The 13,220-nt window shown below is 69.1% G+C and carries 11 protein-coding genes; 2 read left to right on the top strand and 9 right to left on the bottom strand.

All coding sequences use genetic code 11. The features are described 5' to 3' along the window. Positions 1-13: 13 nt before the first annotated feature. The 4 genes from plsB to QMX80_RS15140 all read right to left on the bottom strand — a co-directional run bounded on the left by plsB (position 14) and on the right by QMX80_RS15140 (position 5,491). Positions 14-2,620, bottom strand: coding sequence for a glycerol-3-phosphate 1-O-acyltransferase PlsB (gene plsB, locus QMX80_RS15155; protein ID WP_282277901.1), 2,607 nt, complete (start codon positions 2,618-2,620; stop codon positions 14-16). An 8-nt stretch (positions 2,621-2,628) separates the two neighbouring features. Then, the gene (locus QMX80_RS15150) at positions 2,629-3,462 is read right to left on the bottom strand and encodes a hypothetical protein (RefSeq protein ID WP_282277899.1); all 834 of its coding nucleotides are present in this window, start codon (positions 3,460-3,462) and stop codon (positions 2,629-2,631) included. A gap of 395 nt (positions 3,463-3,857) precedes the next feature. Next, entirely contained in the window at positions 3,858-4,577 is a 720-nt protein-coding gene (gene pyrF / locus QMX80_RS15145) for an orotidine-5'-phosphate decarboxylase (protein WP_282277898.1), read from the bottom strand. Beyond that, positions 4,574-5,491 carry a 5'-nucleotidase, lipoprotein e(P4) family gene (locus QMX80_RS15140; protein ID WP_282277897.1) on the bottom strand — a complete coding sequence of 306 codons (918 nt, stop codon included), beginning with the start codon at positions 5,489-5,491 and terminating at the stop codon, positions 4,574-4,576. The genes pyrF and QMX80_RS15140 overlap by 4 nt, the downstream gene beginning before the upstream one ends. A 188-nt stretch (positions 5,492-5,679) precedes the next feature. Here QMX80_RS15140 and QMX80_RS15135 point away from each other — a divergent pair, with 188 nt between their 5' ends. Further along, complete coding sequence (locus QMX80_RS15135) at positions 5,680-6,339, top strand: DUF480 domain-containing protein (protein ID WP_282277895.1); 660 nt, start codon at positions 5,680-5,682, stop codon at positions 6,337-6,339. Positions 6,340-6,592: 253 nt separating this feature from the next. Here the strand turns inward: QMX80_RS15135 and QMX80_RS15130 are convergent, their stop codons facing one another. Further along, positions 6,593-7,117 (bottom strand): GNAT family N-acetyltransferase, encoded by a 525-nt coding sequence (locus QMX80_RS15130; protein WP_273083775.1) that lies wholly within the window; start codon positions 7,115-7,117, stop codon positions 6,593-6,595. Positions 7,118-7,190: 73 nt separating this feature from the next. Further along, the gene (locus QMX80_RS15125) at positions 7,191-9,173 is read right to left on the bottom strand and encodes a UvrD-helicase domain-containing protein (protein WP_152984182.1); all 1,983 of its coding nucleotides are present in this window, start codon (positions 9,171-9,173) and stop codon (positions 7,191-7,193) included. Between the two features lie 74 nt (positions 9,174-9,247). On the opposite strand from QMX80_RS15125, the gene QMX80_RS15120 reads away from it, so the two are divergent. Further along, complete coding sequence (locus QMX80_RS15120) at positions 9,248-9,868, top strand: thymidine kinase (protein ID WP_282277892.1); 621 nt, start codon at positions 9,248-9,250, stop codon at positions 9,866-9,868. A 122-nt stretch (positions 9,869-9,990) separates the two neighbouring features. On the opposite strand, the gene QMX80_RS15115 is transcribed toward QMX80_RS15120, so the two are convergent. The 3 genes from QMX80_RS15115 to mutM form a co-directional block, all read right to left on the bottom strand. After that, positions 9,991-10,236: a hypothetical protein gene (locus QMX80_RS15115; RefSeq protein ID WP_282277890.1), complete on the bottom strand. Its 246-nt coding sequence runs from the start codon at positions 10,234-10,236 to the stop codon at positions 9,991-9,993. 244 nt (positions 10,237-10,480) lie between these two features. After that, on the bottom strand, positions 10,481-12,082 hold the full coding sequence (locus tag QMX80_RS15110) for a glucan biosynthesis protein D (RefSeq protein WP_273083772.1): 1,602 nt from the start codon (positions 12,080-12,082) through the stop codon (positions 10,481-10,483). Between the two features lie 108 nt (positions 12,083-12,190). After that, on the bottom strand, positions 12,191-13,003 hold the full coding sequence (mutM, locus tag QMX80_RS15105; protein ID WP_055768830.1) for a bifunctional DNA-formamidopyrimidine glycosylase/DNA-(apurinic or apyrimidinic site) lyase: 813 nt from the start codon (positions 13,001-13,003) through the stop codon (positions 12,191-12,193). Positions 13,004-13,220: the final 217 nt, after the last annotated feature.

Genomic DNA, 13,220 nt, shown 5'->3' with positions numbered 1-13,220 from the left:
GCGGCGGGCTCTTTCAGCCCGCCGCCGGCTCCTCCGGCTTCACCGCTTCCGGGCTCACGCGCTCGATGGTGTGGCGCAGTTCGCGGCCGAGGATGAACTTGGCGTCCTTGGCCCAGGCGTCGAGGCGCTCGTCGAACAGCAGCTTGCTGTTCTCGTCCGGCCAGACCAGGCGCAGTTCGCGCATCTTCTGGATGAAGCCGCGGAACAGGGTCTTGTCGAAGAATTCCGGCGCGGCCGGGGCGTAGAGCAGGCTCAGGCGCTGCGCGGCCTGCTGGCACAGGCTTTCCAGTTCGGCCGCGCCGAGCACGCCGGGGCCGTTCTTCACCAGCACCGAGATGGCGATGTAGTAGCGCTCGAACGCCTGCTGCAGCGAATGGCCGATGGCGCGCAGGCGGAACACTTCGTCGGTCTGGCCAGTGCTGCGCGCGAGCATGCCGCCCTCGTCCTCGCCCACCTGCTGCAGCAGGCCTTCGCGCACGAACACGTTGATGGTCTGCTCGATGCGCGCGGCGAACTCGTCCTCGCTCCACGGCAGGAACAGCTCCTGCTGCAGGAACGGGTACAGCCCGCGGCCCAGCCGCAGCAGGCCGGCGCGGCTCATGCGGCGGTTGTTCTGGAAGCAGCACGCCACCCACGAGGACGCGGTGAACAGGTGCAGCACGTTGTTGCGGAAATAGCTCAGCAGCACCGCGGTGTCGCCGCTGACGCTGAGCACGTCGCCCAGCGGGTGCTTGACGCGGGTGAGGACGTTGATCTCCTCGGCGTGGGCGATGATGCGCTCGGGCGAGTGCGGGGTGACCGTCACCCGGTCCGAGTACGGCATCTCGACCAGCAGCTTCTTGCACAGCTCGATCTGCGCGATCAGGTCGGCCTCGCCCATCGCGTGCTTGGGCGTGGACAGCAGCGCCAGCGCCAGCAGGTTGATCGGGTTGACGTCGGCGGCGGCATTGACATGCACGTTGATGTTCTGCGCCAGCGCGTCGACCGTCTTCATCAGCCACGTCGGCTTCTCGTCCTCGGGCACCGGCTGGCCGTCCCACTCGGGCGCATGCTCGGCCAGGACGTCGTTCAACGCGATCGGCTCGCCGAAGTTCACCACCACCTGGCCGTAGTTCTGCTTGAGCACCTTGGGAATGCCCCACAGCAGCGCCCAGATCGATTCCTTTTCCTTCGGCCGGCCGGACAGTTCGTCCAGGTAGCTGTTGCCCTCCATCAGCTTCTCGTAGCCGATGTAGATGGGCTGGAACAGCACCGGCTTGCGCGGCTGGCGCAGGAACGCGCGCAGGGTCATCGAAATCACGCCGCCCTTGGGCTGCAGCAGGCGGCCGGTACGCGAGCGCCCGCCTTCGACGAAGTACTCGATGGAATAGCCGCCGGAGACCAGCTGCGCCATGTATTCGGAGAACACCGCCGAATACAGCGGGTTGCCGCGGAAACTGCGCCGCGCGAAGAACGCGCCGCCCTTGCGCAGCAGGGTGCCGACCACCGGCAGGTTTAGGTTGATGCCGGCGAAGATGTGCGGCGGCACGATGCCGCGGTCGTACAGCAGGTAGCTCAGCAGCAGGTAGTCCATGTGGCTGCGGTGGCTGGGCACGTAGACGACTTCGTGCCCGGGCGCGGCTTCCTTGAACTTGTCCAGGTGGTGGACCAGCACGCCGGCGTAGATGCGGTTCCAGACGTGGCTGAGCAGGAAGCTGGCCGAGCGCACCACCGGGGTGGAATAGTCGGCGGCGATCTCCCAGGCGTAGGCCTGGGCCTTCTTCCAGGCGTCGGTCGGCTTGGAGTTGTCGCGCTTGGCCTGGGCGGCGATGGCCTCGCGCACCGTATCGGCTTCCAGCACCTTGTCCACCAGCAGGCGGCGGGTGGAAAGATCCGGGCCGATGATCGATTCGCGGATGCGGCGGAAGTGCGCGCGCAGCACGCGCTGCAGCTTGCGCACCGTGCGCTCCGGCTCCAGCCCTTCCTCCACCGTCTCGCGCAGCGAAATCGGCGCGGCGAAGCGCACGATGCTGTCGCGGCCGTTGAGCAGCACCGCCAGCAGGCGGCGGAAGCGGCCGACCAGCGCCCAGTTCTCCGAGAACAGCACGGCGAACCAGCCGCTCTGCTTGTCCGGGGCGCGGCCGACGAAGATCGACACCGGCACCAGCTGCACGTCCAGCGCCGGGTTGGCGCGGTGCGCCTGCAGCAGCCGGGCCAGCGAATCGGAATGGGTGCGGGCGCCGCGCTGTTCGGGGATCAGCGCGTTGTTGCTCGAGCGCCGCGACAGCGCCACATAGGCGCGCTTGCGACCGGTCGGATCGCCGGGCAGCGGCACCAGCGGCGACGGCAGGCCGGCGTCGCGGCACGCCTTGTCCAGGATCAGCGCGTTGGACAGGCCGTAGTCTTCCAGCACGTAGACCACCGGCTGCGCCGGGTCGTGCTGCAGTTGTTCCGGTTCGATCTTCAGGCCCAGCCACGGCTCGATCAGCCGGCCGAGCAGGCGCGACCACAGTGGGCGACGGCCCTGGCGCACGGGCGGACGGCCGGCCGGAGCCGGAGGCAGGGGGGCGGCGGCCGGGGCGCTGGCCTCGCCCGACGGCAGGAGTTCGCCCTGTTCGGGCCGGGAGTTCTGTTTCGACATCGGCGACATTATGGCTTAGCCGCCGCAGCCGGGCTGTTCCCGGTGTCGGTGCCGGCGGCGTCCGGGGAAGACTGGCCCTCCTCTGGCGCCGGCGCGGCAGCGCGCGCGGCCGCCAGCGCCGCGTCCGCTTCGGCCAGGGTGCGGGCCAGGTACCAGCGTCCCTGGCGGCGCGCCAGCACCACCTGCAGGTCGATCTCCTGGCCGGCCAAGGGATATTGCACATGGACGACAGCGCGGTCGCCTTCCTGGCTGGCCAACCCGGTGCGCAGCTGCGCGATGCTGTCGTCCAGCGACAACCCGTAGCCGGCCAGCACCTGTTTGACGGCCGCGGCGAACGGCGACAAGCGCTGCAGGCTGCCGGTCATGCCCGCTTCCTGCAGGGCAGCGTCGCTGTCCAGCCCGGTGGCGCGCGCGGCGGCGGTCAGGGTGGCGATGGTCGAGCGCGCCAGCTTGGAATCGGAAAGCGGCGCGGCCTGCGCCCAGGCGCTGAGCGCCTTGACCAGCTGCACGTAGTGGGCGCGCTCGTCGTCGCTGTAGTCGCCCTGGTGGCTGATGTACTGCTCGCCGAACAGGCCCAGCGAGTGCGCGGCCTGGCGCACGCCGGCGGTCTGTCCGGCGATCTGCGCCCTGAACGCCCGCTGCAGCCGGGTTTCCGCATCGGGCGCCGACAGCGAGGCCAGCAGCGCCGGCAGCTTGTCGTGCAGGGGCAGTTCGTCCAGCGGCCAACGGCTGTGGCCCTGGGCCCAGGCCGTCTCCAGTTCCGCGTATTCCTCGGGCGGCACCGCCGCGCGGGCATAGCCGGCCAGGTCGTTGTCGTGCAGGTGCTGGACCAGCTGGCGCACGGCCGCGGCCGGTTCCGTGGCGGCCCCTGGCAGGGGCTCCTGCGACCGCCGGCAGCCGCTGCCGAACACGGTCGCGGCGCACAGGGACAGGAACAGCAGATGCGAAAGATGCGTACGGCTGCGAGATGAACGGCGTGGCATGGCGTCGTTGGTCCTCCCCCGGGGCCGTCGCATCTTGCGGCCTGTCCGGTGACAGCGGCAAGCGGGGGCGGGAAGGGCTTCCCGGTTGCAGGCATAAAAAAAAGAGGCCGCCCCGTTGCCGGTGGCGAACCTCCTCAAACCGGCTGGGCCGGGGACATGTGACACATCGCCGGCATGGCCGGCGACGGGCACAGCCTACGCGCCCACTTCAGTTAATGCAACACTTCATGAATCAATGCATAAGTCATTGATTTTCAATTGAAGAAATCTGCAATCTCGCGCTGCATGGCCTGCGCGGCTGCGCGCGGGTCGGATGCCAGGCGGATCGGGCGGCCGACGACGATGGCGTCGGCGCCATCATCGAATGCCTGCGCCACGCCGACCGTGCGCTGCTGGTCGTCGCCGACCGGGCCGCCGGGACGGATGCCCGGGCAGACGATGGAAAAACCTGCGCCGGTGGCGGCGCGGATCGGCGCGGCCTCCTGGCCGGACGCGATCACGCCGTCGATGCCGGCGCGCTGCGCGGCCAGCGCGCGCTCGACCACTACTTCCACCGGCTCGCGGTCGATGCCCATCTGCGCCAGGTCCGGGCGGCCCATCGAGGTCAACACGGTCACCGCCAGCAGGCGCATGTCCGAGGCGTTGGCCGCGGCGGCGGCTTCCATCATCGCCGGGTGCCAGCCATGGATCGTGCAGTAGCTCACCGGCCACTGCGACAGGCGGCGGATGACGCCGGCGATGGTGGCGGGAATATCGAAGAACTTGAGATCGACGAACACGCGCTTGTCGCGCCTGGCCAGTTCGTCGAGTACCGCGAAGTACTCGCCCGAGGCCAGCAGCTCCATGCCGATCTTGTAGAACGACACGGCGTCACCAAGCCGCTCCACCCAGTCGATGGCCTCCGCGCACCCCGGCACGTCGAGCGCGAAGATCAGGCGCTCGTCGGTGCGCAGCGGCAGCGGGCCGCGGCTCATTGGGCGACGTCCAGCGCGGCGCGCTTGGCGGCGCGGCGCTCGGATTCGGGCAGCGACCAGGCATTGTTGAACTGCGCCGGCTCCCAGCCGCCATAGGTCGGGTTGGACAGCATCCACCAGCGCTGGCCGAACCAGTCCTGGTGGGCCTGCAGCAGCGCGTCGCGGCCGTCCTGGGTGTTGGCGCTGATCGCGCCGAAATCGCTGAGCTGGTCGCCGAACTGCATCAGCACGCGGTACTTCTGCGCCACCAGCTGGCGGCGGCAGGCCTTCTCGCTGCCTTCCTGCTCGCAGCCGGGCACGTACTTGTCCAGGCCCAGGTAGACATCGTCGCCGGCCACCGGGAAGCCGAGCCTGCGCAGGTTGGCCAGGGTGACGTCCTTCATGTGCTCGGTGCGGTTGGTGATGTAGATCATGGTCACGCCCTTGGCCGCGGCGGCCTTGGCGAATTCCACCGCGCCCGGCACCGCGCCGGCCTTGCCTTCGGCCACCCAGGCGTCCCAGGTGGCGTCGTCGTAGCTGCCGCCATTGCGCACCAGCCGCGCCTGGTAGGGCGAGTTGTCCAGCACGGTCTCGTCCACGTCCACCACCACCGCCGGCTTCAACGCGGCCGACTGGTGGCTTCCGCCTTCCTCGGGCAGCAGCGCGGTCCACGAGCGGTCGGCCAGCGCGCGGTCCAGCTGCGCGGCGGCGGCACGCCAGGTCTGCAGGGAGTTGGCGCGATATTCCTGCGAGCGCTGTATCCACAGCACCGCGTTGAGGTTGTCGTTGGCGTCGTCGGCGACAACCGCGGCAGGCGCCGGGGCGACCGGGGCCGATACGGCGGGTTCGCCGTGGACCAGGGGCCGGGACGTGCTGCAGGCGGCCAGCGACAGCAGCGCGCCAGCGAGCAGGAGGGAATGCGGGATTCGGGACATGGGCACAGCTACCGGATAGAGCGAAAACCGGGCAAGTTTACCGGCTCCCCGCCCGGCCCGCCCCAGGGATGGAAAACCGGGGCCTGGAGCCGGGTTTAGACAAAACCACCCCTGGCCCCGGTTTTTCTTTCCTCCTCGACTATGCTTGCGCCCCCTCGCGCGACCCGATGCCGACAATGACGCAGACGATGACCGACACCCCCACCCCTTCGCCCGTTCCCGTGCTCGATGCCGCGCAGATGCGCGTGCTCGGCTGCCTGGTCGAGAAGGAAGCGACCACGCCCGAGACCTACCCGCTGACCGTCAACGCCGCCCAGACCGCCGCCAACCAGAAGACCGCGCGCGACCCGGTGATGAACCTGGACGCCGGCAACGTGCAGCATGCGCTGCGCCAGCTGGAAGCGATGGGCCTGGCCCGGCAGCATTTCTCCGCGCGCGCCGAACGCTACGAGCACCTGCTCGGCGTCAGGCTGGACCTGCCATGCCAGCAGGTCGCCCTGCTCGGCCTGCTGTTGCTGCGCGGCCCGCAGACCGCGGGCGAACTGGCCACCCGCAGCGAGCGGATGGCGAAGTTCGCCGATGCCGAGGACCTGCGCCACCAGCTCGGGCGCCTGATCCAGCGCGACCTGGTGGTGCAGCTGCCGCGCGCCGCCGGCCAGCGCGAGGAGCGCTACATGCACCTGCTCGGCGGCCCGGTGGACGTGGACGCCCTGGCCGCGCAGTACCGCGCGCCGGCCACCGCGGCCGCGGACAGCAGTGCGCTGGAAGAACGCGTGCAACAGCTGGAGGCCGCCGTGGCGGCGCTGCAGGAACAACTGGCCCGGCTGCAGGCCCAAACGAACGATTGAGCCTGCGCGCTCGACCGTGATGCGGGGCATGCCCCGCATGGGCTCTATCGGGAAAGCCACCGGGCACCCCGGCGAAGCCCCGCCGGGCGTTGCCCGGCGCTACGGAACCCAGCCGCCTTGTAGAGCGGGGCAACGCCCCGCTGGGGCATTCCCGGCCAAGCCCCGCCGGGCGTTGCCCGGCGCTACGGAACCCCGCCGCCCTGTAGAGCGGGGTAACGCCCCGCTGGGGCATTCCCGGTAAAGCTCCCGCGCCTCACCCGCAATCGCCGGGCTCGTTGAAGAACAACAACAGTTCCTCCTCCTTGCCTGGCAGGCGGGTCGTGCCGGCGGCCCGGAAACCAAGCTTTTCCAGCAACGCGACCGAACGCGCGTTGCCCGGCGCCACGATCGCGCACAACGCGCCCAGTCCCAGGCTGCCGCGCGCATGTCCCAGCACCGCCCGCGCGGCCTCCAGCGCGTAACCCTGGCCGGCGTGCCGTTCCAGCAGGGCATAGCCGATGTCGGGATGGGGCAATGCGGCGCGGTGTACCAGCCCGGCATTGCCCAGCCATGCGCCATCGCTGCGCCGTTCGACCGCGTACATGCCGTAGCCATGCCGCGAGTAGCTCGCCAGCGGGCCGTCACGGACACAGTCGCGCGCCTGCTCCAGCGTGCGGATGCCACGGTCGCCGATGTAGCGGTGGAATCCCGGGTCGTTGAGCAGTTCCAGCATCGCGGCGGCATCGGCATCGTCGTCGCGCAGCAGGCGCAACCGCAGTCGTTCGGTTTCGATCAGCATGCCAGCCCTTGTCCCCGGTCGTTGCCATGCAGCGTCGCTCCGGTCGCGGACATGCGCAAGAGCCGCATGGCACCTAGTCGAACAACGCCTGGATCGCCGCCAGCCCGGCCTGCGCGCGCTCTTTCTTGTTCGCCGCGTCGGCCACCGGGTCGGCGCCGTCGCGCTGCATCTCCGCCGCCGGCAGCTCGCCGAAGAAGCGGCTGGGCTTGAGCCGCACGTGCTCCCCGAACTTGCGGGTCAGGCGGCTGTAGCTCATCCACAGCTGGATCTTGGCGCGGGTGATGCCCACGTACAGCAGGCGCCGCTCCTCCTGCAGGTTGCCCTCGTCGAGACTGACCTGGTGCGGCAGCACGCCGTCCTCGCAGCCGACGATGAACACATACGGGAACTCCAGGCCCTTGGAGGCATGCAGGGTCATCATCCGCACCTGGTTGCCGCCATCGTCCTTGTCGTTGCGCGAGATCAGCGCCAGCTGCGCGGCCATGTCGGCGGCACTGGCGCCGCGCGGGCCGTTCTCGAACCACGAGGCCAGCTCTTCCAGATTGCCGGCGCGGCGCTCGTAGCCGGCGGTGTCCTTGGCCTGGTGGCGCAGTTCGGCCAGCATCCCCGAGTCCTTGGACACCCGGCGCACCAGGTCGCCGGAGGACATCTGCCGCATGTCCATGCGCAGCGCGCGCAGGATGTCGGTGAACCTGCTCAGGCTGTTGGCCGCGCGCGGCGGCAACTGCGCCAGCGCGCCCATCGCCTCGGCGGCCTGCGCCATGGACATGCCCTTCTCCGAGGCCAGCTCGGCCAGCTTGGCCAGGGTGCCGGCGCCGACGTCGCGCTTGGGCGCCTGCACCGCGCGCATGAAGGCGGTGTCGTCGTCCGGGTTCACCAGCAGCCGCAGCCAGGCCAGGGTGTCCTTCACTTCCTGCCGCTCCAGGAACACCGTGCCGCCGGTCAGGTGGTACGGCACGCCGACCAGCTGCATCGCCTTCTCCAGCGGCCGGCTCTGGAAGTTGCCGCGGAACAGGATGCAGAAATCGCTCCACGGCACGCGCCGGCTGGTGGCGATGAACTGGATCTCGGCGGCCACTTTCTCCGCCTCGTGCTCGCTGTTGCGGCACTCCCACACGCGGATGCGCTCGCCGTCGGCCTGGTCGGACCACAGCGTCTTCAGGTGTTCGTGCGGGTTGTGCGCGATCAGCGCGTTGGCCGCGCGCAGCACGCGGTTGGAGCAGCGGTAGTTCTGCTCCAGCTTGACGATCTGCAGCGATGGGTACTCCACCGCCATGTTCTGCAGGTTCTCCGGATTGGCGCCGCGCCAGGCGTAGATGCTCTGGTCGTCGTCGCCCACGCAGGTGAAGTTGCCGGCCGGCCCGGCCAGCTGCTTGAGCAGGCGGTACTGGGCGTCGTTGGTGTCCTGGCATTCGTCCACCAGCAGGTAGCCGATGCGCTCGCGCCAGGCCAGCGCGATGTCCGGGTTCTCTTCCAGCACCTGCACCGGCAGGCGGATCAGGTCGTCGAAGTCGACCGCGTTGAAGGCGGTCAGCCGCGCCTGGTACAGCTCGTAGACCATCGCCGCGTCCTTCTCGCGGTTGCTGCGCGCGGCCGCCATCGCCTGCTCCGGCGACAGGCCGGCGTTCTTGGCGCGCGAGATCAGGTTCTTCATGTCCTCGATGTCGTCGGGCTTGGCATTGCTGCCGCCGAGCAGGTCCTTGACCTGCGCCGCCGCGTCGTCGGCGTCGAAGATCGAGAAGCCGCGCTTCAGGCCCACCGCGGCATGTTCGATCTGCATGAACTTCAGCCCCAGCGCGTGGAAGGTGCAGATGGTCACGTCTTCGGCCTGTCCGCCACGCAGGCGCTTGGCCACGCGCTCGCGCATTTCCTTGGCCGACTTGTTGGTGAAGGTGATCGCGGCGATGCGACGGGCGCTGTAGCGGCCGCTGCCGATCAGGTGGGCGATCTTCTCCACGATCACGCGGGTCTTGCCGCTGCCGGCGCCGGCCAGCACCAGCAGGGGGCCTTCGGTGTGCAGCACCGCCGCGCGTTGGGGGGGATTGAGGGAGTCCAGCATGGGATAGGGTCTGTCGCAGGGCGGCAGTGTAAGCCATCGGCCATGGCGGCCGGCGCACGCTAAAATGCCCCATGGCCAAGCTCTACTTCTACTACTCGGCGATGAACGCCGGGAAGACCACCACCCTGCTGCAGTCGGCGCACAACTACCGCGAGCGCGGCATGCGCGTGTCGATCCTGACCCCGCACCTGGACCACCGCGCCGGCAGCGGCGTGGTCGCCTCGCGGATCGGGCTGCAGGCCGAGGCCACCGCCTTCGACCACGACACCGACCTGCAGCAGCTGGTCGAACGCGACATGGCCGCGCATGGGCGGCTGGGCTGCGTGCTGGTGGACGAGGCGCAGTTCCTGACCAAGGCGCAGGTGTGGCAGCTGAGCGAGGTCGTGGACCAGCTGCGCATCCCGGTGCTGTGCTACGGCCTGCGCACCGATTTCCGCGGCGAGTTGTTCGAGGGCAGCCAGTACCTGCTGGCCTGGGCCGACGAGATGCAGGAGATCAAGACCATCTGCCACAGCGGCAAGAAGGCGACGATGACCGTGCGCGTGGACGGGAACGGCTTCGCCGTGCAGGACGGCCCGCAGGTGGAGATCGGCGGCAACGACCGCTACGTATCGGTCAGCCGCGCCGAGTTCAAGAAGATCACCCGCGGCGAGGGCCGCATCGAGCCGATGCAGGCGCCGTTGCCGCTGTAAACACGCATTCGCGTATTTACCCCATGGTCTGCACCGCAGACCATGCGGCCCCAGCTCATCATCTCCCGCATTCCCGCGCCTGCCGGAGCGCGCGCTTGGCTCAGGGGCGCTCCGGATTGCAATCACCCAGCGAACGACAGCGCGCCTGGTTCACGATGATTCAAAGCGGCTTCAAAAGCTGAAAGAGATATCGGCCCCCGATCTCGCAAGGCAGGCAGGATCCTCGTTGGAGCTGAAGCCCCCTCCTGCTGCAGTGAATCTTTTATCGGCAGCAGAAGATCCACTTCGATGAACTCCGGCATCACCTCCCGCGATACGCTGCGGATGCTTTCTTCACCGCCCGAATGGGCAATGATCGCGGGGATCATCGGGAACATATGAGCTGATTGGGGAAGCGAAGCCCGCCAGAATGCGCAGGAACGTTTCAACGCGGCCTGGCCTGGCCTGCGTATTTGTACAGCCGCACCCGGGCCCTGTGCTTCTATGCCCAAGCGGGCAGCCACATGCTCCGGCGCCGAAGCAAACCCTCGAAGCGCCAACGTGACACCACGCGGCCGCAGTTCAGAGGCACAGGCGCCGAGCCTGGCGCCACGGCGCCTACCCCGTATCTGATCAATACAACGTCCGCTCCGGCGCACCGGCTGGGGGCGGGCTGTACTGGTACAACCAGGTTTCGGTGAGGGTCTTGCCACCGCTGCGCAGGTACAGGCGGATGTCGATCTGGTCGTAACTGCCTTCGGGCGGCACCAGGTCGAACATGGCGCGGTAGCCGTTGATCTCGCGCAGCGGACGGGCGGAGACGACTTCCACGCGGCCGCGGCTGGTTTCCACCACGGCTTCGACCTCGGCCTTGTCGATCAGGCCGGCCAGGTCTCCGCCCTCGAAATCCACCGCGAAACGCCAGGAGAAATACTCGCGCTTCTTGCCGATGATGCCGCCCAGTCCGGTGCGGCTGGCCACGCAGTGCGCCAACGGCGGCCGTGCCGGCGGCTGCGCGCCCCAGTACAGCCGGTAACCGACCAGCAGTTCCTCACCCGGCTGCGGCTTCTGCTTCGGGTTCCAGAACGCGACGATGTTGTCGAAGGTCTCGTCGACGGTGGGAATCTCCACCAGCTGCACCGAGCCCTCGCCCCATTGTCCCTTCGGTTCCACCCACAGGCAGGGACGCTTCTCGTAGAACACGCCGTCGTCCTGGTAGTGGTCGAAATCACGGTCGCGCTGCAGCAGGCCGAAGCCGCGCGGATTGTCGTCCACGAACATGTTGAAGCGCAGCTGCGCCGGATTGCACAGCGGGCGCCAGATCCACTCGCCGGCGCCGTTCCACATCGACAGGCCGTCGGTGTCGTGGATCTCAGGGCGCCAGTCCCAGCCCATGCGGCGGTCGTTCTCGCCGACCTGGTACATGCTGGTGCACGGCGCGATGCCGAGCCGCTCGATTTCCCGGCGCGGATACAAGGCGCTGTCGATGTCCATCAGCAGCACGTCGCCATTGGTGATGGCGAAGCGGTAGGCACCGGCCACGCTGGGCGAGTCGAGCAGGCCATGGACCACCAGCGTGTCCGAGCCGGCGGCCGGCTGTTCCAGGTAATAGGCGATGAAGTCGGGGAATTCCTCGGGCCTGCCCATGCCGGTGTCGATCGCCAGTCCGCGCGCGGACTGGCCGTACTGGCCTTCCTTGCCCACCGCACGGAAATAGCTGGCGCCCAGGAACGCGGCGAAGTCGCGGTCGGTATCGGCGCGGGTGTTGAGGCGGAAACCGGCGAAGCCGAGGTCCGCCGGCAGCCGGCTGCCATGGATGCCGCTCTTGCCGTAATCGAACGCGGCCGGGTCGTAGGCCAGTTCCTGGGCCTTGCCATCGACCACGTCGAACATGCGCACCGGCGAATGGAAATACAGGCCGAGATGGAAGAACTTGGCCTGGAATTTCCCGGGCTGGTCGGCCCACAGCGCGTGGTCCTGGCGGTAGCGGATCGACTGGTACTGGTCCCAGTCCAGCGCGTCCACTTCCGGCGGCAGGCTGCGCTTGTGGCTGCGGTACGGTGCCTGCGCCAGCGCGCGCGCCTGGCCCTTCAGCGCGGCGAAGTCGAACGGCTGCGGCTGGCCGATGCGGCGCAGGCCGAGCTGCCTGTCGGCGGCGGCGCAGGCCGGCAGCGCAGGCAGGCCGAAAGCGGCCAGGGCCAGCGAGGCGCGCTGGAGGAAGTCGCGTCGATCCATGCGTTCGTCCGGAAAGGGGTGTGCGGATGATAGGCAGGCGCGGGTGAATGAAGGTAAGCGGCGGGTGAAAGCTGGAGCCTGCCCATCGGCCAGGTCCACCGGCCTCCTTCACCGCTGGCAGTGAGCACACCAGACGCTGGCGCGCTGGCCGATGCTGGCATGGCGCAGTGCGCGCCCACAGCGCACGCAGGCCTCGCCTTCGCGGCCATACACCGACAGCTCCTGCTCGAAATAGCCGGGCGCACCATCGGGGCTGATGAAATCGCGCAGGGTGGTACCGCCGCGGGTGATGGCGTGGCCGAGGATCTCCTTTGCCGCCGTGGCGAGGCGTCGGTAGCGTTCGCGCGAGACCTTACCGGCCTCGCGCAGCGGATTGATGCCGGCCATGAACAGGCTTTCGGCGGCATAGATGTTGCCGACGCCGACGACGATGCGCTGGTCCATCAGGAAGGTCTTGACCGGCGCGCTGCGGCCGCGGCTGCGCGCGAACAGGTAGTCGCCGTCAAACGCGTCGTCCAGCGGTTCCGGGCCGAGCGCGCGCAACAGTTCGTGGGTTTCGCCCGCCGGCTGCCACAGCAGGCAGCCGAACCGGCGCGGGTCGTTGAAGCGCAGCAGGCGCCCATCCTCCAGACTGATGTCCACGTGGTCGTGCGCGCGCACCGGCGTGTCGCCGGGCAGCACGCGCAGGCTGCCGGACATGCCCAGGTGCAGCAGCGCGCTGCCGGCATCGGTATCCAGCAGCAGGTACTTGGCGCGGCGGCGGATCGCGGCGATGCGCTGGCCGGGCAGCTCGCGCTCGATCTCCGCCGGAATCGGCCAGCGCAGGTCCGGCCGGCGCAGGATCACGCCATGGATGCGCCGCCCCTGCAGGTGCGGCTCCAGGCCGCGGCGGGTGGTTTCGACTTCGGGCAGTTCTGGCATGGGGTGATTGTAGTGCCGGGATACGCCATCGCTGCGTGCTGTCGGTCTGCGCTGCAAACCGCGGGCCCCGTCTCTCGCTTGCCACACCCCACGCCTTCGGCGCGCCCCCTGACTCAGGGGGAACACGCCATCGCTGCGCGCTGTCGCCCCCCCGGTTTGCGCGCCAACCCCCGGGCCCCGCGCTCGCGTGGCCCCCCCCCCCCCGGAGGGGCGCCCC

Origin of the sequence: Stenotrophomonas sp. PS02297, from assembly GCF_029959705.1 — a bacterium.
Lineage (GTDB): Bacteria > Pseudomonadota > Gammaproteobacteria > Xanthomonadales > Xanthomonadaceae > Stenotrophomonas > Stenotrophomonas nitritireducens.
Note: the sequence above shows the minus strand (reverse complement) of the source record. Positions and strands in the feature narration are given on the sequence as shown.

Bases quoted from the DNA above. Each gene is read 5' to 3' on its own strand.
- QMX80_RS15115 (WP_282277890.1), bottom strand. From the start codon at position 10,236: ATGATCCCCGCGATCATTGCCCATTCGGGCGGTGAAGAAAGCATCCGC.
- QMX80_RS15110 (WP_273083772.1), bottom strand. From the start codon at position 12,082: ATGGATCGACGCGACTTCCTCCAGCGCGCCTCGCTGGCCCTGGCCGCT.
- QMX80_RS15120 (WP_282277892.1), top strand. From the start codon at position 9,248: ATGGCCAAGCTCTACTTCTACTACTCGGCGATGAACGCCGGGAAGACC.
- plsB (WP_282277901.1), bottom strand. From the start codon at position 2,620: ATGTCGAAACAGAACTCCCGGCCCGAACAGGGCGAACTCCTGCCGTCG.
- mutM (WP_055768830.1), bottom strand. From the start codon at position 13,003: ATGCCAGAACTGCCCGAAGTCGAAACCACCCGCCGCGGCCTGGAGCCG.
- QMX80_RS15130 (WP_273083775.1), bottom strand. From the start codon at position 7,117: ATGCTGATCGAAACCGAACGACTGCGGTTGCGCCTGCTGCGCGACGAC.
- QMX80_RS15140 (WP_282277897.1), bottom strand. From the start codon at position 5,491: ATGTCCCGAATCCCGCATTCCCTCCTGCTCGCTGGCGCGCTGCTGTCG.
- pyrF (WP_282277898.1), bottom strand. From the start codon at position 4,577: ATGAGCCGCGGCCCGCTGCCGCTGCGCACCGACGAGCGCCTGATCTTC.
- QMX80_RS15135 (WP_282277895.1), top strand. From the start codon at position 5,680: ATGACCGACACCCCCACCCCTTCGCCCGTTCCCGTGCTCGATGCCGCG.